Annotated in this window: 15 protein-coding genes; 9 read left to right on the plus strand and 6 right to left on the minus strand. The window is 63.1% G+C overall.

Annotation, left to right across the window (positions count from 1 at the left end):
* Positions 1 to 140: 140 nt before the first annotated feature.
* Entirely contained in the window at positions 141 to 746 is a 606-nt protein-coding gene (locus RMET_RS15390) for a histone H1-like DNA-binding protein (protein WP_011517571.1), read from the minus strand.
* Positions 747 to 2,443: 1,697 nt separating this feature from the next.
* Here RMET_RS15390 and RMET_RS15395 point away from each other — a divergent pair.
* From RMET_RS15395 to RMET_RS15410, 4 genes are all read left to right on the plus strand, one after another.
* Entirely contained in the window at positions 2,444 to 2,905 is a 462-nt protein-coding gene (locus tag RMET_RS15395; RefSeq protein ID WP_008645905.1) for a DUF2147 domain-containing protein, read from the plus strand.
* Between the two features lie 160 nt (positions 2,906 to 3,065).
* The gene (locus RMET_RS15400; protein WP_011517577.1) at positions 3,066 to 4,037 is read left to right on the plus strand and encodes a Bug family tripartite tricarboxylate transporter substrate binding protein; all 972 of its coding nucleotides are present in this window, start codon (positions 3,066 to 3,068) and stop codon (positions 4,035 to 4,037) included.
* A gap of 277 nt (positions 4,038 to 4,314) precedes the next feature.
* A complete protein-coding gene (locus tag RMET_RS15405) occupies positions 4,315 to 6,564 on the plus strand; it encodes a TonB-dependent receptor (RefSeq protein ID WP_029307160.1) in 2,250 nt (749 codons plus the stop codon).
* A 61-nt stretch (positions 6,565 to 6,625) separates the two neighbouring features.
* Positions 6,626 to 7,312 (plus strand): Fe2+-dependent dioxygenase, encoded by a 687-nt coding sequence (locus tag RMET_RS15410; RefSeq protein WP_011517579.1) that lies wholly within the window; start codon positions 6,626 to 6,628, stop codon positions 7,310 to 7,312.
* A 21-nt stretch (positions 7,313 to 7,333) separates the two neighbouring features.
* Here the strand turns inward: RMET_RS15410 and RMET_RS15415 are convergent, their stop codons facing one another.
* A complete protein-coding gene (locus tag RMET_RS15415; RefSeq protein WP_029307159.1) occupies positions 7,334 to 8,224 on the minus strand; it encodes a LysR family transcriptional regulator in 891 nt (296 codons plus the stop codon).
* Positions 8,225 to 8,369: 145 nt separating this feature from the next.
* On the opposite strand from RMET_RS15415, the gene RMET_RS15420 reads away from it, so the two are divergent.
* Complete coding sequence (locus tag RMET_RS15420; RefSeq protein ID WP_008645891.1) at positions 8,370 to 8,768, plus strand: tautomerase family protein; 399 nt, start codon at positions 8,370 to 8,372, stop codon at positions 8,766 to 8,768.
* Between the two features lie 114 nt (positions 8,769 to 8,882).
* Positions 8,883 to 9,716 carry an aldo/keto reductase gene (locus RMET_RS15425; protein WP_011517581.1) on the plus strand — a complete coding sequence of 278 codons (834 nt, stop codon included), beginning with the start codon at positions 8,883 to 8,885 and terminating at the stop codon, positions 9,714 to 9,716.
* A 54-nt stretch (positions 9,717 to 9,770) separates the two neighbouring features.
* Here RMET_RS15425 and RMET_RS15430 read toward each other — a convergent pair whose 3' ends face one another.
* Positions 9,771 to 10,178 (minus strand): hypothetical protein, encoded by a 408-nt coding sequence (locus tag RMET_RS15430; RefSeq protein ID WP_322790410.1) that lies wholly within the window; start codon positions 10,176 to 10,178, stop codon positions 9,771 to 9,773.
* A 284-nt stretch (positions 10,179 to 10,462) separates the two neighbouring features.
* Between RMET_RS15430 and RMET_RS15435 the strand changes: the two genes are divergently transcribed.
* The gene (locus RMET_RS15435) at positions 10,463 to 11,050 is read left to right on the plus strand and encodes a BPSL1445 family SYLF domain-containing lipoprotein (RefSeq protein WP_017512470.1); all 588 of its coding nucleotides are present in this window, start codon (positions 10,463 to 10,465) and stop codon (positions 11,048 to 11,050) included.
* 260 nt (positions 11,051 to 11,310) lie between these two features.
* A complete protein-coding gene (locus RMET_RS15440; RefSeq protein ID WP_011517584.1) occupies positions 11,311 to 12,249 on the plus strand; it encodes a recombination-associated protein RdgC in 939 nt (312 codons plus the stop codon).
* A gap of 28 nt (positions 12,250 to 12,277) precedes the next feature.
* Here the strand turns inward: RMET_RS15440 and RMET_RS15445 are convergent, their stop codons facing one another.
* Positions 12,278 to 13,240: a quinone oxidoreductase family protein gene (locus RMET_RS15445; RefSeq protein ID WP_011517585.1), complete on the minus strand. Its 963-nt coding sequence runs from the start codon at positions 13,238 to 13,240 to the stop codon at positions 12,278 to 12,280.
* A gap of 79 nt (positions 13,241 to 13,319) precedes the next feature.
* Between RMET_RS15445 and RMET_RS15450 the strand changes: the two genes are divergently transcribed.
* Positions 13,320 to 14,318, plus strand: a complete 999-nt coding sequence (locus tag RMET_RS15450) for a tripartite tricarboxylate transporter substrate binding protein (protein WP_011517586.1) — start codon at positions 13,320 to 13,322, stop codon at positions 14,316 to 14,318.
* Between the two features lie 93 nt (positions 14,319 to 14,411).
* Here the strand turns inward: RMET_RS15450 and RMET_RS15455 are convergent, their stop codons facing one another.
* Together RMET_RS15455 and RMET_RS15460 are read right to left on the minus strand one after the other, a co-directional pair.
* Positions 14,412 to 15,599 (minus strand): ribonucleotide-diphosphate reductase subunit beta, encoded by a 1,188-nt coding sequence (locus RMET_RS15455; protein ID WP_011517587.1) that lies wholly within the window; start codon positions 15,597 to 15,599, stop codon positions 14,412 to 14,414.
* 140 nt (positions 15,600 to 15,739) lie between these two features.
* Positions 15,740 to 18,679: a ribonucleoside-diphosphate reductase subunit alpha gene (locus RMET_RS15460; protein WP_011517588.1), complete on the minus strand. Its 2,940-nt coding sequence runs from the start codon at positions 18,677 to 18,679 to the stop codon at positions 15,740 to 15,742.
* Positions 18,680 to 18,957: the final 278 nt, after the last annotated feature.

Consider the following 18,957-nt stretch of genomic DNA (forward strand, 5'->3'; position numbering starts at 1 on the left):
AACCCGCCGGGCACGGATGCCATCGGCGGGTTGGCAAGACTGCCGTCTTGCGGACCGGATACGCCGTATCCGGTCAGTGCGGCACGCGATGCGTGCCCTGGCGATTCCCGGTTGTGATCGCTCGCACGAGTGCGAGGCGATTACGGACGGTTGCCCGTCGGGAACGGCCAGGCTGCAGCCGGGTTCAGCGCGGTCTTGGCTGCGGCCGCGGGGGCAACAGCAGGAGCAGCGGCAGGCTTCGCAGCAGCCTTCTTGGCAGCAGGCTTCTTCGCAGCAGCCTTCTTGGCAGCAGGCTTCTTGGCAGCCGGCTTCTTTGCAGCAGCCTTCTTGGCGGCCGGCTTCTTGGCGGCTACCTTCTTGGCTGCGGCCTTCTTGGCCGGTGCTGCCTTCTTGGCGACGACCTTCTTGGCGGCCGGCTTCTTGGCAGCAACCTTCTTCACTGCAGCCTTCTTGGCCGGTGCTGCCTTCTTGGCGGCTACCTTCTTGGTTGCGACCTTCTTGGCAGCAACCTTCTTCACTGCAGCCTTCTTGGCCGGTGCTGCCTTCTTGGCGGCTACCTTCTTGGTCGCTACCTTCTTGGTCGCTACCTTCTTGGCGGCTACCTTCTTGGTTGCGACCTTCTTGGCAGCAGCCTTCTTGGCGGCCGGAGCAGCCTTCTTGGCGGCGACCTTCTTCACAGCAGCCTTCTTGGCGGCCGGCTTGGCGGCCTTCTTAGCCGCCGGCTTTTTCTTTGCAGCAGTTGCCATGGATAACTCCTTCACTAACGTGAAATATCGAATGACCTAAATTGGCGACCCGACCGACCCGAGGCGTGTTTTGCACGTGCCCCAATCGAGCGAGCGATTCATCGGCGCACGACGCAACATCGACCGCACGCTAATGAATTCGGTGGCAGGGAGACAGCCGCGTCCGGCGCGAACTTGCGCGCTCATGGCGGTGTGCCCGCGGCGGCCAGGCATCCGCGAGCGAGCTGCAAACCCAGCGCTCAAGCGGATTCCCGGGCTAAGCCGCGCCCTGGAAAATTCGATCTGCCCGCACCGCCCGTCATGTCGGCGCGCAGCCTGGAAAGAGGAGATATCGGTCAGCAGGTCCACAGTGCGGGCATGGCCTCGCGCACTGCGGACGGCAATCATTCGGGGGTAACTCGCCCATACCGTCACTGGGCAACTGGAGACCGCACGCGTTTTAAAAAGCCATTTCGGCTCAGTCTGCGTCAAAGTTCTGGTGCTCCTCGGCTACCCGCCATCACTGCATCGAAGCTTCGCTTCATCGTTCCTTCTCGCTCGCGTTCTTGCTTGCCTTCGTGCGCGCTACTCGGTCGATGCAATGAAGTGAGACTCTTGTCAAGGCGAATCATAATTCGTTTGTTCGATGATGTTAAGAAAAAAGTGCAAAAAAACTTGCGCGCAATTACGAATCGATCTACTCGGCGCGCACGTCTCGATGACGACACCATCGACACACATGTTGATCTCGACTTTCACACACGCTCCAGAGTTCCTTCATCGGGTCTTCGCACGATGAGTCGATGCGCGGCGGATCGTGTCGATGACGCGTGATCGCACACCCGCGAAGGCATCGCACATACCTGCTCAGACACGCTTGCGATGCCGTGTGAAGTGCGGTGGCGCGTTCACGCCCGCAAGCCGGAAAGCCGCATGAGCATTGGCTTTCCGGTCCTCCATCGATGTCGTTCCATGCACTGCGGATACTTGTGCGACAGCGTTCCGCGCAGCGCTGCCGCGTCGCGTTCCCGCGAGTGGCAACGCATGCGAACACGCTCCGACTTGCGCCACCGTCGAACCATGCGCGCGCGATGCCCAGCATCGGCGTGCAAGCTTCAGAGAGTTGCGCGTGAGCGACGAAAGAGTGATGCGTCAAAGCAACGGTTTGTGTCGTCGTTGCGAAGTCGCACGCTCGATTTCGATGCTGTCGAAGTTCCTCGCCACGTCGAAACGCTCCGTGCGCGTCGCCACATCGCGACTGGCGATGTGGTTCGTGATGGTTGGAGGAGGCACGACGCAAACGCATCAGTCGTGCAACCGAGCACGATGTTCGCCACGTCGACCCGCTGCGTCGTCAGACAATGCAGCTGCATTCGAGCGATGCGCCGCATCCGGGTTCCTACTGAGACGAATGCGATGCAGGCGTGGCCAATTTCCGAAGCACTGTGGCGACATCGCTGCAGCTGGACGATGGCTAGAGGAAAATCTCGGAACCGCCGCTCATGCTGGCGTTGTTGCACGACAGAATCCGCGCCAGGCCGCGCCGGGCGGGCGATTGCAGCAAGCGCTACATTGCGCGCCGGTGCGTACGCAAACGGATGTTGGAGATTGCGGCGCGCGGCATCCGACAGTAGATTGGCGTCGCGCCCGCCGTTACCCGATCGAGCGAACCAACTTTGCAACACCGAACATTGAACTCTGAACTGGAGACCACCACCATGCGCATGACCGCCCCTCGTACCCTGCTGCGTGCCGCCGTGTTCGCCGCTGCTTTTGCTGCCAGCGCAGCGGCAATGGCGCAAGCCACGCCGACCGGCACCTGGCAGACGATTGACGACGCCACCGGCAAGCCGCGTGGCGTGATCGAGATCAGCGAGAAGGACGGCGTCTACAGCGGCAAGCTCACGAAGAGTCTCGTGCCGCATGAAGGCCCGCCCACGGTGTGCGACAAGTGCACCGACTCGCGCAAGGATCAGCCGATCATCGGCATGACGCTGCTGACCGGTCTGCGCAAGACGGCCGACAACGAGTGGACCGGCGGCGAGATTCTGGATCCCGAAAGCGGCAAGCTGTACAAGTGCAAGATGTCGCTGGCCGAAGACGGCAAGAAGCTCAACGTGCGCGGCTTCATCGGCATTAGTCTGATCGGCCGGACCCAGACCTGGGTGCGCGCGCAGTAAGCGGCGATTCGTCAGCAATTCACTGCCTCACTGACGCCTGCGCGAACGGTGAGGCGGCTCCCCTGAGCACGCTTCGCACACATCACCTGGTGTACAGGCATGTGACAGCTTCCTTCGGTAAGATCGTTTGCCTTCACAACGACATCCGGAGACTTTGAGCATGCGCTTCTCCCCACGCGGCCGCGTCATGGCCCTCGCACTCGCCACCACTTCCCTCATCGCCGCAACCGCGCACGCCGCGGATGCCTGGCCGAATCACGTCATCAAGTTCGTCGTGCCGTTCACGGCAGGCGGTGCCAACGACCTCGTGGCACGTGCCGGCGCCGAAGCCGTCAGCAAGCGCATCGGACAGCCGGTCGTCATCGAGAATCGCCCGGGTGCGGGCGGCATCGTTGGCGCCGACTACGTGGCAAAGAGCAAGCCCGATGGCTACACGTTCCTGGTCGGCGCGGTAGGCACCGTGACCAACGGCCTGATCCGCTCGAAGATGCCGTACGCACCGGACGATCTCGTTCCCGTCGGCCTGATCGCGGTGAGCCCGTCGGTGATCGTCGCTTCGCCGTCGGTGCCGGTGAACAACGTCAAGGAACTGATCGAGTATTCGAAGAAGCAGGGTGGCGTGCCGTTCGCTACCGCCGGCAGCGGCAGCACGCCGCACTTCGTCGAGGAAATGCTCAAGGAAAAAGGCGCGGTGCTGACCGTGGTGCCGTACAAGAGCGGTTCGGAGAGCATCACGGCTGTGATCGGCAATCAGGTCGTGGCAACGTCCGAAGCGTCGATCGTGGTGCTGCCGCAGATCAAGGCGGGCAAGCTGAAGGCGCTGGGCGCGACGTGGGACAAGCGTATGCCCGCTGCACCGAACATCGCGACCACTGCGGAACAGGGTCTGCCCGAAGTTCGCATCGGGCATTGGGCCGGCATCTTCGCACCGAAGGGCACAGACCCGGCCATCATCAAGAAGCTCAACGCGGAACTGAGCGCGGGCATGCAGAGCCCCGATATTCGCGAGCGCCTGATCCAGAACGGTATCGAGCCCGCAGGCGGCTCGGTGGAGAGCTTCGTCGCGTTTATCAAATCCGAGCGCGAACGCCTGGGTCGGATCGCGAAAAACGCGAATATGAGCGCCGATTAAAAAATCCGGACGCGGTCACCTGCCAGGGTGACCAAATGTATGCATACGGCCCGCCTTGAGCGGGCCGTTTGTTTTGCATCACCGCCGTTACAAAAGCGCATTAATCAGCATACGTAACGCCCAAAACGCCATCCACACGGCCCCTTTCGTAGTTGTTTGTATTTTTATTAAGTCATTCGAGAGCACATAACATTGTCTGTGAACAGGTAACAACGCAAATTGCAACGCGAATCGTTCGCATTTATATTGCGCCACGCCCGCACACATGGACTGGACAATGACTCGCCGCACGCCCCTGGCCACCGCCCTCGTAGCCCTTTTTGCCGTTCCTGCCGCCCCTGCCGCCCTGGCCCAGCAAGCGCCCGCCACGCCCGCTCCTGCGCCGGCCAGCGCGTCGGAAACCGCGCCTGCAACGCTGCGCGAGATCACGGTCCAGGGCTCGGCCATTCGCGACGATTTCAGCCCGGCAGGCAGCCAGCTCTCGAAGCTGCCTGCTGAATTGCGTGACGTCCCCCAGTCCGTGACGATCGTGAATCGCGCGGTAATGGATTCGCAAGGTGCCACCTCGCTGGCCGATGCACTGCGCAACGTGCCCGGCATCACGATCGGCGGCGCCGAGGGCGGCCAGATCGGTACCAACATCAACCTGAACGGGTTCTCGGCGCGTACCGACATGTACCTCGACGGCTTCCGCGACCGTGGCCAGTACTACCGCGACACATTCGCGCTGGATCAGGTCGAAGTCATCATGGGCCCGTCGTCGATGCTGTTCGGCCGTGGCTCCACCGGCGGCGTGGTGAACCAGGTCACCAAGAAGCCGCAGATGAAAGCCGCCACGGAGGTAACCGGCTCCGTCACCACGAACGGCCTGGTGCGCGCCACCGCCGACGTGAACACGCCAACCGGCGATACCTCCGCCTTCCGCATCTCCGCGATGGCGCAGGACGGCAAGCCGAGCACGCGCGACGAAATGACGGTGCAGGACTTCGGCATCGCGCCGTCCTGGCGCTTTGGCATCGGCACGTCCACCGAGATCACGCTGTCCGCCCTGCTCCAGCACAACGAGGACATGCCCGACTATGGTTTCCCGGCCATCAACGGTCACCCGGTCAACGTCAATCGCAACACGTACTACGGCTTCAACAACGACCGCACGCGCCAGGACATCGCCTCACTTTCGGCCGGCGTCACGCACAAGTTCTCGCCGAACCTGCGCTTGCGCAACCAGACCTCATTCAACTACGTATCCACCGATGCGCGAGAGACGGCGCCCAATGCCGTGGGCTCGATCGATGCCTCCGGCAAGTTCACGGCGCTGACCACGACCAATCTGCCACTGTCGCAGCTCTATGTGCGCCAACAGAGCCATGACCGCAACATCCGCGATTACTCGATCTTCAACCAGACCGAACTGACCGCTGACTTCAACACCGGTCCGGTCAAGCACACGCTGCTGACGGGCCTGGAGCTTGGTCATGATGGTTACAACAACCAGAACTACTACCGGAACGGCAGCTGCGGCAGCACGCCGCTAAATGCGAACGGGGCCACCACGGGCTACGTCGCCTGCACGCCAGTGGTCGATCCGGTCTACCAGGACTCACCGTCGAACGTCGCCTCGAGCGTCGGCAACCTGCAAGGCGGGTCAGCCAACACGGTCGCCGTCTACGCCAACGATTCGATCGAGTTCAGCAAGCAGTGGAAGGCTGTTGCCGGCCTGCGCTACGACCGATATATCGCCAGCATCAGCAACTCGATCAACTCCTCCAACACCAGCGGCAGCACCGTGCTGCCGTATGCCAACCAGACCGTCAACTTCACGAGCGTGCGTCTGGGCGGCATCTGGCAGCCGACGGAGCAGCAGTCGTACTACGTGTCGTATGGCACGTCGTTCAACCCGTCGCTCGAGCAACTGGTCGGCACGGTGGGCCAGCAATCGCTGGACCCGGAGAAGAACAAATCGTACGAACTGGGTGGCAAGTGGGATCTGCGCAATGGCGACCTTCAAGTCAACTCGGCGATTTTCCGCATCACCAAGGACAACGCGCGTAGCCAGATCGACGCCACCACTTACGCGCTGACGGGCAAGATCCAGGTAGACGGCTTCCGCCTGGGCATGACCGGCCGCATTACCCAGAAGTGGCAGGTGTTCGCCGGCTACACATACCTCGATGGCGTGATCGAGAACGGCGTCGCCGCCGGCACGCAAGGCAAGGTGCCGCTCAATACGCCCAAGCACACGGCCACAGCCTGGACCAGCTACGCGATCCTGCCGAACTGGGAAATCGGCGGCGGGGCGTTTTATATGTCGCAGCGCTATGCCAACAACACCAACACCGTACAGGTGGGCGGCTACGTGCGCTGGGACGGCATGATCGCCTACCATCAGCCGAAGTACGATGTGCGCCTGAATCTGTTCAACATCTTCGACAAGAAGTATTACGATGCACTGATTCAGTCCGACGGCGGGCGTTCGGTGCCGGGTACGGGCCGCACCGCGATGCTGTCGTTCACATACCGCATGTAAGTGCCGCCGGGGCCGCAGCGCCGGGCGGCTCCGATTTTCGCTCACTATCTATATAGATACGATGCTCGTCCGCATTCCGCAGGTTCTCAACGCCGAGCAACTGGCCATGCTGCGGGAGCAGCTCGATCACGCGGGCGACGCCTGGGTGGACGGCCGAGTCACCGCCGGATACTCGGGCGCGCCGGTGAAGTTCAACCAGCAGATCGACGAACGCTCCGAGGCGGCGGCGCAGTGCCAGCATCTTGTACTGAGCGCGCTCGAGCGCAATCCGCTGTTCATCAGCGCGGTGCTGCCGAATATCGTCTATCCGCCGATGTTCAATCGCTACAGTGAGGGCATGACGTTCGGCCTGCATGTCGATGGTGGCGTTCGCCTGCACCCGCACAACGGTCGCAAGCTGCGTACCGATGTTTCCGCCACGCTGTTCCTGTCCGACCCGGCCAGCTACGACGGCGGCGAACTGCAGATCGAAGACACCTACGGCGTGCACTCGGTCAAGCTCGCGGCCGGCGACATGGTGGTCTACCCGTCCACAAGCCTGCACCAGGTCAAGCCGATCACGCGCGGTGTGCGGGTTGGCTGCTTCTTCTGGATTCAGAGCCTGATTCGCGACGATGGCCAACGCGCGCTGTTGTTCGACATGGACAACGCCATCCAGACGCTGAATCAGACCAACGCTGACGAACGCGCGCGCCGCACGCTAGTGGGCTGCTATCACAACCTCCTGCGCCAGTGGAGCGATACCTGATCCCGGCCTGGTCTTCCTCGCCTAGCCGAACTGCTCGGCCAGCGCCTGACGCGCCTGGCCAATGAACTCGCTCTCCCCGCGCCGGGCCCCCAGCAGATAGAACTCGGCCGAAGGCAGCGGTGGCAATTTCCAGCCCGCCGTGGCGGCGGCATCCAGCGGCGCGACACCCGGCCCGATGGCCGAGGCGTTCAGACATGACACGCCAAGGCCCGCCGCCAGAGCCAGATGCAGCCCGGCCACCCCGGATGCCGAATGGCCAATATCGAACGCGCGCCGCCGCCGTTTGAGCAACTGCACCACGAACTGGTGCATCGAACAGGTATCCGGTAACAGCACGAGCGGCAGCGTGGCCTGCGGCGACTCGGCGATCTCCGGTGCCGCGACCCACGCCAGCGCCTCCCGCCGCAGTACGACACCGGACTTGCGCCTCTCGTGCGGTGCAGCATCGCCCCCCGAACGTATCAACCGCATACTCAAGCCGATATCGAACTCGTCCATCTCGGCGGCAGCCTCGATGGCCGCGCTCTTCATGACCGTCACGTGCAGCTTCAGGTACGGATAGCGGTCACGCAGCCGGCGCAACATGCCGGCAATCTCGCCGGGGCGAAAGTAGTCCGTCACCGCCAGACGTAGCTCGCCATCGAGCGACTGTCCGCGCAATTCCTGCATCGCCAGTTCGTTCAGCGACAGGATGCGCCGCGCGTACTCGAGCAGCCGCGCGCCGGCCGGCGTCACTGCGGCCCCCTTCTTCCCTCGAGTCAGGAGGGGGACGCCGGCACGCTCCTCAAGCTTGCGCAATTGCTCGCTGACGGACGACTGCGACAGGAACAGCCGGGGTGCCGCGGCGGACAAGCTACCGCTGTCCGCCACGGCCACGAAGGTTCTCAGTTGATCGGTCTCGAATCCACGCATGGCAGGCCCCAATGATTCGGTATATCCGATGGATACTATCGCATATTCCCGCTTTCCCGATATTACAGAAGCGCCTACGATGGCATCACCGCAGCGGATAAACATCCACCGCACCGTGAAAACCAACGCAATCAAGGAGCCTGTCATGCCCCACATCGCCCTGCAGATTTCCGGCCATCCCGATACGGAACTCACCCGCCGCGCGGTCGCCGCGGTCGGCGAACTGACCCAGCGGGTCCTGCGAAAGGAAGCCAGCGTGATCGCCACCACGGTTACGTACATTCCGCGCGAACAGTGGTTCATTGCTGGCAAACCGCTGTCGGAGTATGCCGAGGGCCGCAACGCGTTCCAGCTCGACATCAGCGTGACCGACGAGACGAACACCAAGGCCGAAAAGGCGCAGTATCTCGCAGCGATATTCGGGGCCTTGTCCGAGGTGATCGGCGACGTCAATCCCCTGTCCTACATCCATGTGATCGACGCGCGGGCGGCCGCCTACGGATACGGCGGCAAGTCGCAGGAGTTCCGCCACCAACACGGTTGATTCGCGCATTTCAGTCAGCAGTGTCGTGCGGGCCGCTGGCTTGTACTCCGTGCCAATGTTCACTAGTGTGAAGGGCTGCAAGCCGTCATCGGCCCCTCACACCGGAGTCATTGCATGAAACAAGTCACACTGCCCGGCGGCGAACGCGTGCCCGCGCTGGGCATGGGTACCTGGAACATTGGCGATCATCGCCAGACACGTGCCGACGAAATCGCCACGTTGCAGCTGGGTCTGGATCTTGGACTGCGGCTGATCGACACCGCCGAGATGTATGGCGAAGGCTTGTCGGAGTCACTGGTCGGCGAGGCGATCCGGGGGCGTCGCGACCAGACGTTCCTGGTCAGCAAGGTGTATCCGCACAATGCCAGTCGCAAGGGCGCGGCGGCCGCGTGCGAGCGCAGCCTGAAACGCCTGGGTACCGACCATATTGATCTCTACCTGCTCCACTGGCGCGGCGACGTGCCGTTCGAGGAAACGATCGAGGCGTTTCTGGCGTTGCGGCAAGCCGGCAAGGTCCGCCATTTCGGCGTCAGCAATCTCGACCTCTCCGACATGGAAGAACTATGGGATGTGCCGGGTGGCGATGAAGTGGCCGTGAATCAGTTGCTCTATAACCTGAGCCGCCGTGGCATCGAATTCGACCTGCTGCCCTGGCTGCGCGAGCGGGAGGTTCCCGTCATGGCCTATTCCCCGATCGAGCAGGCGCGATTGCTGCGCAGCCCGGGCCTGAAGCGTTTTGCGCAATCGATTGGAAAGTCTCCGGCGCAGGTTGCGCTGGCGTGGCTGCTCAGCCGCGACGACATTATCGCCATCCCAAAGACTGGCAACCGCGAGCGTCTGCGCGAGAACGTCGGCGCGCTGGACCTGACGCTGAGCGCGGAACAGCTTGCCGCGCTGGACGAACTGTTTCCGCCCCCGCGCCACGTGCAGCCGCTGGCGATGCTCTGAACGCGGGCCCAGGACGAGACGGAACTGGCGCCGGCTATTCACCGGCGCCCCGATTTAGCGCTGCCCTGCCTTGTAGCGCTCTACCTCGACGTAGCGCGTGAGATAGACACGTGCCTTCTCACGCGTATCCGTGGTCACCCGATCGGCAGCCTGTTTGGCGCTGCTACGGCCGTGGGCCGAACTCATGCCAGCCATCAGATATGACTGGAACGCGTCGTGCATGACCTTCAGTTGGTCCTGACAGGCACTAAGCGCACCGCCAGCCACGTCAGCCGGCACGGCCTTGCTCGAAACACCGTCGTCGACCTTGACCTGTACGCATTCCATATATTTCACGCGTTCGGCCTGCCATGCCGGCGCGACCTGTACAGACTCCTGCGCGGCGGCCTGGGTTGCCGACTCGGCCGGCGGCTGCGAGGACGAGCAGGCGGCCAGCAAAGCGACCATCGGCAGCGTCGTCACGGCGAGCCTCCGCAATGGCGTCCATTCGGAATATTGAGAGGCGGCAATGCCGGCGTCTGAAGAAAAGGGGGCGATTGTCTGGTGCATGCTCCAAAGACCAGGGCGGATGATTTGAGTTTCAGAAGCCATTCCACAGATTTGCAAGAAATTGCAATAAAACGGGACGGTCTTGCCTCATGTCAGATAGCAAGTCACGTATTGTCAGACAAAATCGCATTTGCGGAAGTGCATCGCACGCCTATGCTTTAGAGGCGGTTAAAACACTTCAACCCTTGGAGGAAAGCATGAAACGTCGAACCTTCCTGTCCGCCGGCAGTGCGGGGCTTGTCGGTCTTACCGGTCTGGGTGCGCTGGCAGGCTGCAGCGTCACTGGTCCCACCGACTCCGGTGACAGTGCATCCAAGCGTCGTGAAATCAACGTTGGCGCAACGGATACGCTCAATCGCCTCTACGCGACAACCAAGTCCGCACAGGAACTGGGTGCCAAGGCCAAGGGCATCCTGATCTTCCCCAAGCTACTGTCAGCTGGTTTCATCGTTGGGGGTGAATACGGCGACGGCGTCCTGCGGGCGGGCGGTGCCGACCGAGGATACTATCGGGCGATCTCTGGTTCGTTCGGCTTTCAGGCCGGCGCGCAATCGAAAGCGTTCGTCCTGATGTTCATGACCCAGGAGGCGTACGACAAGTTCGTGCATAGCAGTGGCTGGCAAGTGGGCGCGGATGCCACGGTGGCCCTGGCGACGATTGGCGCCAACGGTCAGATCGATACCAATACGGCACAGCAGCCGATCATCGGTTTCGCGATGACCAATGCGGGCCTGATGGCTGGCCTGAGCCTGGAAGGCACCAAGATCTCGAAGCTCTCGATCTGACGCAATTTGACACATTGCGAAGTATTGATTTGAAGTCTTGACCGGGGGGGCCCGTCCTTGCGGCCCCCCCCGGTCACATCGCGGCAGGCTCGTGTGGCTGCCCTCGGCGAGGGCTGCGGGTGTTGACTGCCCGCGTCGCTCTCGCTCCTCCCCCCGCGTTCCATTTCTCTTCGCCGAACCTGCATCGGTATGCGCATCCGACCCCGATTGACCCGTTAGAATGCGTCCCTCCCCTTTTTCGTACGCGAGGCCGAATTCTCATGTGGTTCAAGAATCTCCAGGTTCATCGTTTCTCCGCCCCGTGGACACTCACCGCTGACGACGTTGAAGCTTGCCTGGCCAAGCACGCGTTCTACCCCGGCACCAGCCTGGAGATGCAGACGCAAGGCTGGGCATCGCCCCGCGACAACGGTCAGCTCGTTCATTGCGTCAATCGCCAGATGCTGCTGGTGCTGCGCACCGAAAAGAAGCTGCTGCCGGCAACCGTGGTCAACCAGGTCACCAAGGCCCGCGCCGCCGAACTCGAGGAGCAACAGGGCTTCAAGCCGGGCCGCAAGCAACTCAAGGAACTGAAGGAGCAGATCACGGAAGAACTGCTCCCGCGCGCCTTCAGCATTCGCCGCGACACGCGCGTCTGGATCGACCCGGCCAATGGCTGGCTGGCGATCGACGCGGCCGGAACGGCCAAGGCCGACGAAGTGCGTGGGATGCTGTTCAAGGCAATTGATCCGCTGCCCGTGGCCAACCTGCACGTGAACCAGTCGCCCGTGACCGCCATGACCGAATGGCTGGCCACCGAAACCGCCCCGGCCGGCTTCACAGTCGACCAGGAAATCGAGCTCCAGTCGAGCGGCGAAAGCAAGGCCACGGTCCGCTACGTCCGCCACCCGCTGGACCCCGAGGACCTGCGCCGCCATATCGCCGCCGGCAAGCGTTGCACGCGCCTGGCCATGACGTGGAACGACCGCGTGTCATTCGTGCTGACCGAAGCGCTGGTCATCAAACGCGTGAATCCGCTCGATGTCATCAAGGAACAGGCCGACGGCACGCTGCATGACGAGGACGAGCGCTTCGATGCCGACTTCGCGCTGATGGCGGGCGAACTGGCGAGCCTGCTTACCGACCTGACCGACGCCCTGGGCGGCGAGCGCAAGGCCGAAGGCACCGAAGCCCCCATCGACGTCCGCAAGGCGGCCTGATCCCACGTTCGCCATCGCGCCGGCGAGTTCAATCGAGTGTCAGCACGACGCGCGTAGCCTGCTCGCCAGCGCGCCGCCAAACGTCCGCGACCGCGGACATCTGCGCCAGTTCGAATTCCGTGCCGAGGTCGCTATCACTGGCGCAGGCAAGGATGTCGTCGACCAGCGTCTTCATGTAGCCGAGCGGCGGATGGTTGGCCGGGCCGCAGCCCATGAGCTGCACGCGCGAGTCGCGCAGCGCCGCAGGCGGCAGCATCATGCTGCCGGCCCCTCGGTTCGCCGTCGTGACGATGCGCACGCCACGGTCGAACATCGACATCGGCATCCCGTCGCACTGCACCAACGCGGCCAGCAGCAGTTCTAGCGCCTCGCCCCAGACGAAATCGATCACCACGTCGATCCCCTGCTCCGCAAACGAGGCGAACGTGTACTGCAGGATGCTCGGCGGCAGTGCGAGGTCGATCAGCGCATCGGCACCGAGTGTGGACAACTGCTCGGGCAGATGACCGGCGGCGATGACGCGCCCCGCCCCTTGCAGACGCGCCGCCTGCACCGCCAGGCGGCCCGCGATGCCCGACGCGCCAAGCACCAGCACGGTTTCGCCAGGCTCGACATCGGCCCGCGTCGCCAGCGGCAACCATGCGGCCAGCGCAGGCCCGACCAGCGCCGCAGCCGCCGCCCAACCAACATCGTCCGGCAGCGGCGCCACCCACTCGGCCGGCGCGTATTCGGCCATCGCGCCATACGGCGCCCGACTGGCCCGGAAGTAGACACGCTGCCCGTCGGCGAGCCGCCCGACGCCATCGCGCCCACAGATGAACGGCAACTGCGTCGGCAAGCGGGGATGCAGCCCCTTGGCGATAGCGAGATCGGCCGGGCAGATCACTGCGGCCCTGACCTGGACCAGGGTTTCCCCATCGCTCGGATAGGGGTCGTCAAAGGTGGTGAAACACGGCGTTTCGCCGAATTGGTGCTGGACTACGGCTTTCATCGATGGCTCTCCTTGGTGGACCCATCACGGATCCTAGGGAGCCCGAAGTCCGAAGTCTCTGAGCCGATTCTGAAAGGAGATGCGCGTAAAATCCCCCGAAAACAACGAGGAGACTCCATTGAAGCCGTCGCGCCTGTCCCTGGCCGCGCTGCTGCTCGCAGCCGCCACCACCGCCCACGCCGCCTGGCCTGACCGCCCCATCAAGCTGATCGTGCCGTTCCCGCCCGGACAGGCCACCGATATCTTCGCCCGCGCGCTTGCCGAGAAACTGGGCAAGCAACTGGGCCAGTCCGTCATTGTCGAGAACCGGGCAGGCGCCGGTGGCAACATCGGCATGGAGGTCGCCGCGAAGGCACCGGCCGATGGCTATACGCTCGTGATGGCGGGCAGCGCGATGGCGATCAATCAGACGCTCTACAAGAAGGTCAACTACGACCCGCGCCAGGATTTCGCGCCGATATCGGGCGTGTTCTCGGTGCCACTGGTGTTCCTGGCCACGCCACAGTCGGGTTTCACCTCGCTGCGCGACCTGATCACAAAGGCCAAGGCGGCGCCGGGCAAGTACAGCTACGCGAGCGCGGGCATCGGCGGCACGCAGCACCTGTCGGCCGAAATGCTCAAGGCACAGACCGGCATCTTCGTCGTGCACATTCCGTACAAGGGCAGCGGCCCGGCGCAGGCGGATTTTCTCGGCAATCAGATTCCGCTGATGGTCGATTCGGTAACGGCCGCCATGCCGCTGATCCAGAGCCACAAGGCCCTGCCGCTGGCCGTGACCACGACGCAACGCGTGCCGCAGCTCCCATCGGTGCCAACCGTACGCGAACAGGGCGTGCCGGGCTTCGAGGCGCTGGGCTGGGCCGTGATGATGGCGCCGGCTGGCACGCCCCCGGCCGTCGTCTCGCAGCTGAATGCGGAGACCGTCAAGGCGCTGCAATCGCCCGAACTGCACAAGTTCATCACCGACCGGGGCTCGGAGCCAATGCCGATGACGCCGGCGGAGACCGGCAAGTTCGTGGATAGCGAGATCCGGAAATGGGCGACGGTGGTGAAACGGTCCGGAGCGACGGCGGAATAAGCCGCCAAGAAACAAAAACGGACATCAGGCTCCGCCCGATGTCCGCACACTACCCATTCTGGCTGCCGTCTTCTCAACGCGGCAGCCGACCCCTCAATCCCACGACAGCGCGCCGCCCGTCTGGTACTCGATGACGCGCGTCTCGAAGAAGTTACGCTCTTTCTTCAGGTCGATCATTTCGCTCATCCACGGGAACGGGTTTTCCTCGTTCGGGAAGAGCTGGTCCAGGCCGATCTGCTGGCAACGGCGGTTGCAGATGAAGCGCAGGTAGCCCTTGAACATCGGTGCGTTCAGGCCCAGCACGCCGCGCGGCATGGTGTCCTCGGCGTAGCGGTATTCCAGGTCCACGGCCTTCTTGAACAGCTCGGTGATCTCGGCCTTGAACTCGGCCGTCCACAGGTGCGGGTTCTCGAGCTTGATCTGGTTGATCAGGTCGATGCCGAAATTGCAGTGCAGGGATTCGTCGCGCAGGATGTACTGGTACTGCTCGGCAGCGCCGGTCATCTTGTTCTGGCGGCCCATCGCCAGGATCTGCGTGAAGCCCACGTAGAAGAACAGGCCTTCCATAATGCAGGCGAACACGATCAGCGACTTCAGCAGCTTCTGGTCGTTCTCCGGCGTGCCGGTCTTGAACGACGGGTCGGTCAGCGTGTCGATGAACGGGATCAGGAACTCGTCCTTGTCGCGGATCGACTGCACTTCATGGTACGCGTTGAAGATCTCGGCTTCGTTCAGACCGAGCGATTCCACGATGTACTGGTACGCGTGCGTGTGGATGGCCTCTTCGAAGGCCTGGCGTAACAGGTACTGGCGGCATTCCGGCGCCGTGATCTGGCGGTACGTGCCCAGCACGATATTGTTGGCGGCCAGCGAATCGGCCGTCACGAAGAAGCCCAGGTTGCGCTTGATGATGCGGCGCTCGTCCTCGGTCAGGCCGTTCGGGTCCTTCCACAGGGCGATGTCGCGCGACATGTTGATTTCCTGCGGCATCCAGTGGTTCGCGCAACCGGCCAGATACTTTTCCCATGCCCACTTGTACTTGAACGGCACGAGCTGGTTCACGTCCGTGGCGCCGTTGATCACGCGCTTGTCGGCGGCGTTCACGCGGCGCGTGCTTTGCGCGGCGGCGGCGTTGGGGTTGTTGCCGAGGATGCCCGGCTCGGTGGCTGCCGGCGGCAGCACGCCTTGCTGGTCGACCGACGTGGCGACGGCAGCGGGTTGCAGGGCAGGCTGCGGCGCGGCCTGCGGTGTGGCTTGAACGTCGTCGTCCCAGCTCAGCATGTTGTTTCTCCGATGATTCGATCAGGGGCGGCTGTGGTCAGCTTAGGCGCATCGGCTATCGATGTGCCTGGCCCTCTCCCCCGGCCCCTCCCCCGCACAGCGGGAGAGGGGAGCAGACCGAGGGTACTTTCAGGTGTTGCTTACTGGCAGGCTTCGCACTCTTCGAAGCCAGGATCGCCCGGACGCATCGTGCAGACCGCGCCCTCGGCCTCCGGCATCGCCGGTGCAGCCGACGCGGCAGCATCGATGCCCGACTGGCCGTCGGCGCCCGACGACACCGCGTTCAGCGAACCGCGCTGCACGGTGGACTTCTCCACGTGCGTGGCAGCCATCGTGCGCAGGTAGTACGTGGTCTTCAGACCACGCAGCCAGGCCAGCTTGTAGGTGTCGTCCAGCTTCTTGCCCGAAGCGCCGGCCATGTAGATGTTCAGCGATTGGGCCTGGTCGATCCACTTCTGACGGCGGCTGGCGGCTTCCACGAGCCAGGTCGGTTCCACTTCGAACGCCGTGGCGTAAATGTCCCGCAGGTCCTGCGGAATGCGGTCGATGCGGGCCAGCGAGCCGTCGAAGTACTTCAGGTCGGCGACCATCACTTCATCCCACAGGCCGCGTTCCTTCAGGTCGCGCACGAGGTAGTCGTTCACTACCGTGAACTCGCCCGAGAGGTTCGACTTCACGTACAGGTTCTGGAACGTCGGCTCGATGCAGGCGGACACGCCGATGATGTTCGAAATGGTCGCGGTCGGGGCGATCGCGATGCAGTTCGAGTTGCGCATGCCGTGCTGCTTGATGCGACCGCGCAGGCTGTCCCAGTCCATCGTCGACGACAGGTCGACGTCCAGGTAGCCGCCACGTTCTTCGGCCAGCAGCTTCAGCGAATCCTGCGGCAGGATGCCACGATCCCACAGCGAACCCTCGTAGGTGCTGTAACGGCCACGCTCTTCGGCCAGCTCGGTCGACGCCTGGTAGGCGTAGTAGCACACGGCTTCCATCGACGTATCGGCGAACTTCACCGCGGCGTCGCTGGCGTACGGCGTGCGCAGCACGTGCAGGCAGTCCTGGAAGCCCATGATGCCCATGCCCACCGGACGGTGGCGCAGGTTCGAGTTGCGCGCCTTCTCCACCGCGTAGTAGTTGATGTCGATCACGTTGTCGAGCATGCGCATCGCGGTGCGGATCGTCTTCTGCAGCTTGGCGTGATCCAGCACGTACGTGCCATCGGCCTGTTGCATCAGGTGGGCCACCAGGTTCACGGAACCCAGGTTGCACACGGCGATTTCGCTCTCGTTCGTGTTCAGCGTGATTTCCGTGCACAGGTTCGAGCTATGCACCACACCCACGTGCTGCTGCGGGCTGCGGATGTTGCACGGGTCCTTGAACGTGATCCACGGATGGCCGGTTTCGAACAGCATGCCCAGCATCTTGCGCCACAGCTGCATGGCCGGCACTTTCTTGAACAGCTTCAGTTCGCCGTTGGCGGCCTTGGCTTCGTAGCCCAGGTAGGCCTGCTCGAATGCCTTGCCGACCTTGTCATGCAGGTCCGGGCAGCTGGCCGGCGAGAACAGCGTCCATTCGCCATTTTCCATCACACGCTTCATGAACAGGTCCGGAATCCAGTTGGCCGTGTTCATGTCGTGCGTGCGGCGGCGGTCATCGCCGGTGTTCTTGCGCAGTTCGAGGAATTCCTCGATGTCCAGGTGCCACGTTTCCAGGTACGCGCAGACCGCGCCCTTGCGCTTGCCGCCCTGGTTCACGGCCACGGCCGTGTCGTTGACCACCTTCAGGAACGGCACCACGCCCTGCGACTTGCCGTTGGTGCCCTTGATGTGCGAGCCCAGCGCGCGCACGTTGGTCCAGTCGTTGCCCAGTCCGCCAGCGAACTTCGACAGCAGCGCGTTTTCCTTGAGCGCCTCGTAGATGCCCTCCAGGTCGTCCGAGACCGTGGTCAGGTAGCACGACGACAGCTGCGAGCGGCGCGTGCCCGAGTTGAACAGCGTCGGGGTCGACGACATGAAGTCGAACGACGACAGCAGCTGGTAGAACTCGATCGCGCGCGCTTCACGGTCCTTCTCTTCCAGCGCCAGGCCCATGGCCACGCGCATGAAGAACGCCTGCGGCATTTCGATGCGCACTTCGTCCACGTGCAGGAAGTAGCGGTCGTACAGCGTCTGCAGGCCCAGGTAGTTGAACTGGAAGTCGCGCGAGGCGTCCAGCGCGGCGCCCAGGCGGGCCAGGTCGTACGTGGCCAGCTTTTCGTCGAGCAGTTCGGCTTCGATACCGCGGGCGATGAACTTCGGGAAGTACTCGGCGTACTTCGTCGCCATCTCGGTCTGGGTCACTTCGGCGCCCAGGATTTCCTTGCGGATCGTGTGCAGCAGGATACGGGCGGTCACCTGGCTGTAGGCCGGGTCCTTCTCGATCAGCGTGCGCGCGGCCAGGATGGCGGAGTCGTAGACCTGCGTCATCGGCACGCCGTCGTACAGGTTCTTGAGCGTTTCCTTCAGGATCGGCTCTGCGCTGACGGCCTTGCCGAGGCCGCTGCAGGCGTTGTCGATCAGCGCGTGCAGCGCCACCAAGTCCAGCTGGTACGTCACACCGTTATCGGTCACGTTGAACGACACGCCGGCTTCCTGCACGCGGGCCACCGCCTGCGCGTTGGCCTGGGCACGTTCCTGCGTGCGCTTTTCGCGGTACAGCACGTAGGCGCGGGCCACCTCATGTTCGCCCGAGCGCATCAGCGCCAGTTCCACGTGATCCTGCACGTCTTCGATATGGAACGTGCCGCCGTTCGGACGGCTGCGCACCAGCGCGCGCACCACATTCTGGGTCAGTTGCTCGACGATCTCGCGCACGCGCGCGGATCCCGCGCCCTGGCCGCCGTTGACGGCCAGGAATGCCTTGGTCATGGCCACGGCAATCTTGTTCGGCTCGAACGACACCACGGCGCCGTTACGGCGGATCAGCTTGTAGTCCTGATAGGTAACGCCTGCAGCGACGGGGCTCTGCTGCGCAATGCCGGCTGCTGCGCCAGCAACGCCAGTCACGCCAGTGGTTTGTTGTTCGTTTTGGGCCGTTTGCATGAGGTAACTCCTGTTTTAACCCTTGTATTGAAGACTTCTGCTGAAGATGACAAAGTCCCTAGCAAAATGCGCTCCAGAAGACACTCGACACTGGCCATGCCAGGCGAGAACCAAACTGCACAGGCGTTCATTCTGCTAGGGACTCTTTTACAGCCCGACCCGGTTGAATTTTGTGACGCACACACCGCAAGCTGCTGCAGCGAGGCTTCACTCTTGGGTCGGCTCCCCGGAAAAACCACTAGATGTAGTGGTCACATCGAAAATCTGGGCTAAGTATA

Source organism: Cupriavidus metallidurans CH34 (assembly GCF_000196015.1).
In the GTDB taxonomy this organism is placed as follows: Bacteria; Pseudomonadota; Gammaproteobacteria; order Burkholderiales; family Burkholderiaceae; genus Cupriavidus; species Cupriavidus metallidurans.

What these genes read in the sequence shown, in the direction of transcription:
- RMET_RS15390 (WP_011517571.1), bottom strand. Translation starts at nt 746, where the DNA reads ATGGCAACTGCTGCAAAGAAAAAGCCGGCGGCTAAGAAGGCCGCCAAG.
- RMET_RS15395 (WP_008645905.1), top strand. Translation starts at nt 2,444, where the DNA reads ATGCGCATGACCGCCCCTCGTACCCTGCTGCGTGCCGCCGTGTTCGCC.
- RMET_RS15400 (WP_011517577.1), top strand. Translation starts at nt 3,066, where the DNA reads ATGCGCTTCTCCCCACGCGGCCGCGTCATGGCCCTCGCACTCGCCACC.
- RMET_RS15405 (WP_029307160.1), top strand. Translation starts at nt 4,315, where the DNA reads ATGACTCGCCGCACGCCCCTGGCCACCGCCCTCGTAGCCCTTTTTGCC.
- RMET_RS15410 (WP_011517579.1), top strand. Translation starts at nt 6,626, where the DNA reads ATGCTCGTCCGCATTCCGCAGGTTCTCAACGCCGAGCAACTGGCCATG.
- RMET_RS15415 (WP_029307159.1), bottom strand. Translation starts at nt 8,224, where the DNA reads ATGCGTGGATTCGAGACCGATCAACTGAGAACCTTCGTGGCCGTGGCG.
- RMET_RS15420 (WP_008645891.1), top strand. Translation starts at nt 8,370, where the DNA reads ATGCCCCACATCGCCCTGCAGATTTCCGGCCATCCCGATACGGAACTC.
- RMET_RS15425 (WP_011517581.1), top strand. Translation starts at nt 8,883, where the DNA reads ATGAAACAAGTCACACTGCCCGGCGGCGAACGCGTGCCCGCGCTGGGC.
- RMET_RS15435 (WP_017512470.1), top strand. Translation starts at nt 10,463, where the DNA reads ATGAAACGTCGAACCTTCCTGTCCGCCGGCAGTGCGGGGCTTGTCGGT.
- RMET_RS15440 (WP_011517584.1), top strand. Translation starts at nt 11,311, where the DNA reads ATGTGGTTCAAGAATCTCCAGGTTCATCGTTTCTCCGCCCCGTGGACA.
- RMET_RS15445 (WP_011517585.1), bottom strand. Translation starts at nt 13,240, where the DNA reads ATGAAAGCCGTAGTCCAGCACCAATTCGGCGAAACGCCGTGTTTCACC.
- RMET_RS15450 (WP_011517586.1), top strand. Translation starts at nt 13,320, where the DNA reads ATGCGCGTAAAATCCCCCGAAAACAACGAGGAGACTCCATTGAAGCCG.
- RMET_RS15455 (WP_011517587.1), bottom strand. Translation starts at nt 15,599, where the DNA reads ATGCTGAGCTGGGACGACGACGTTCAAGCCACACCGCAGGCCGCGCCG.
- RMET_RS15460 (WP_011517588.1), bottom strand. Translation starts at nt 18,679, where the DNA reads ATGCAAACGGCCCAAAACGAACAACAAACCACTGGCGTGACTGGCGTT.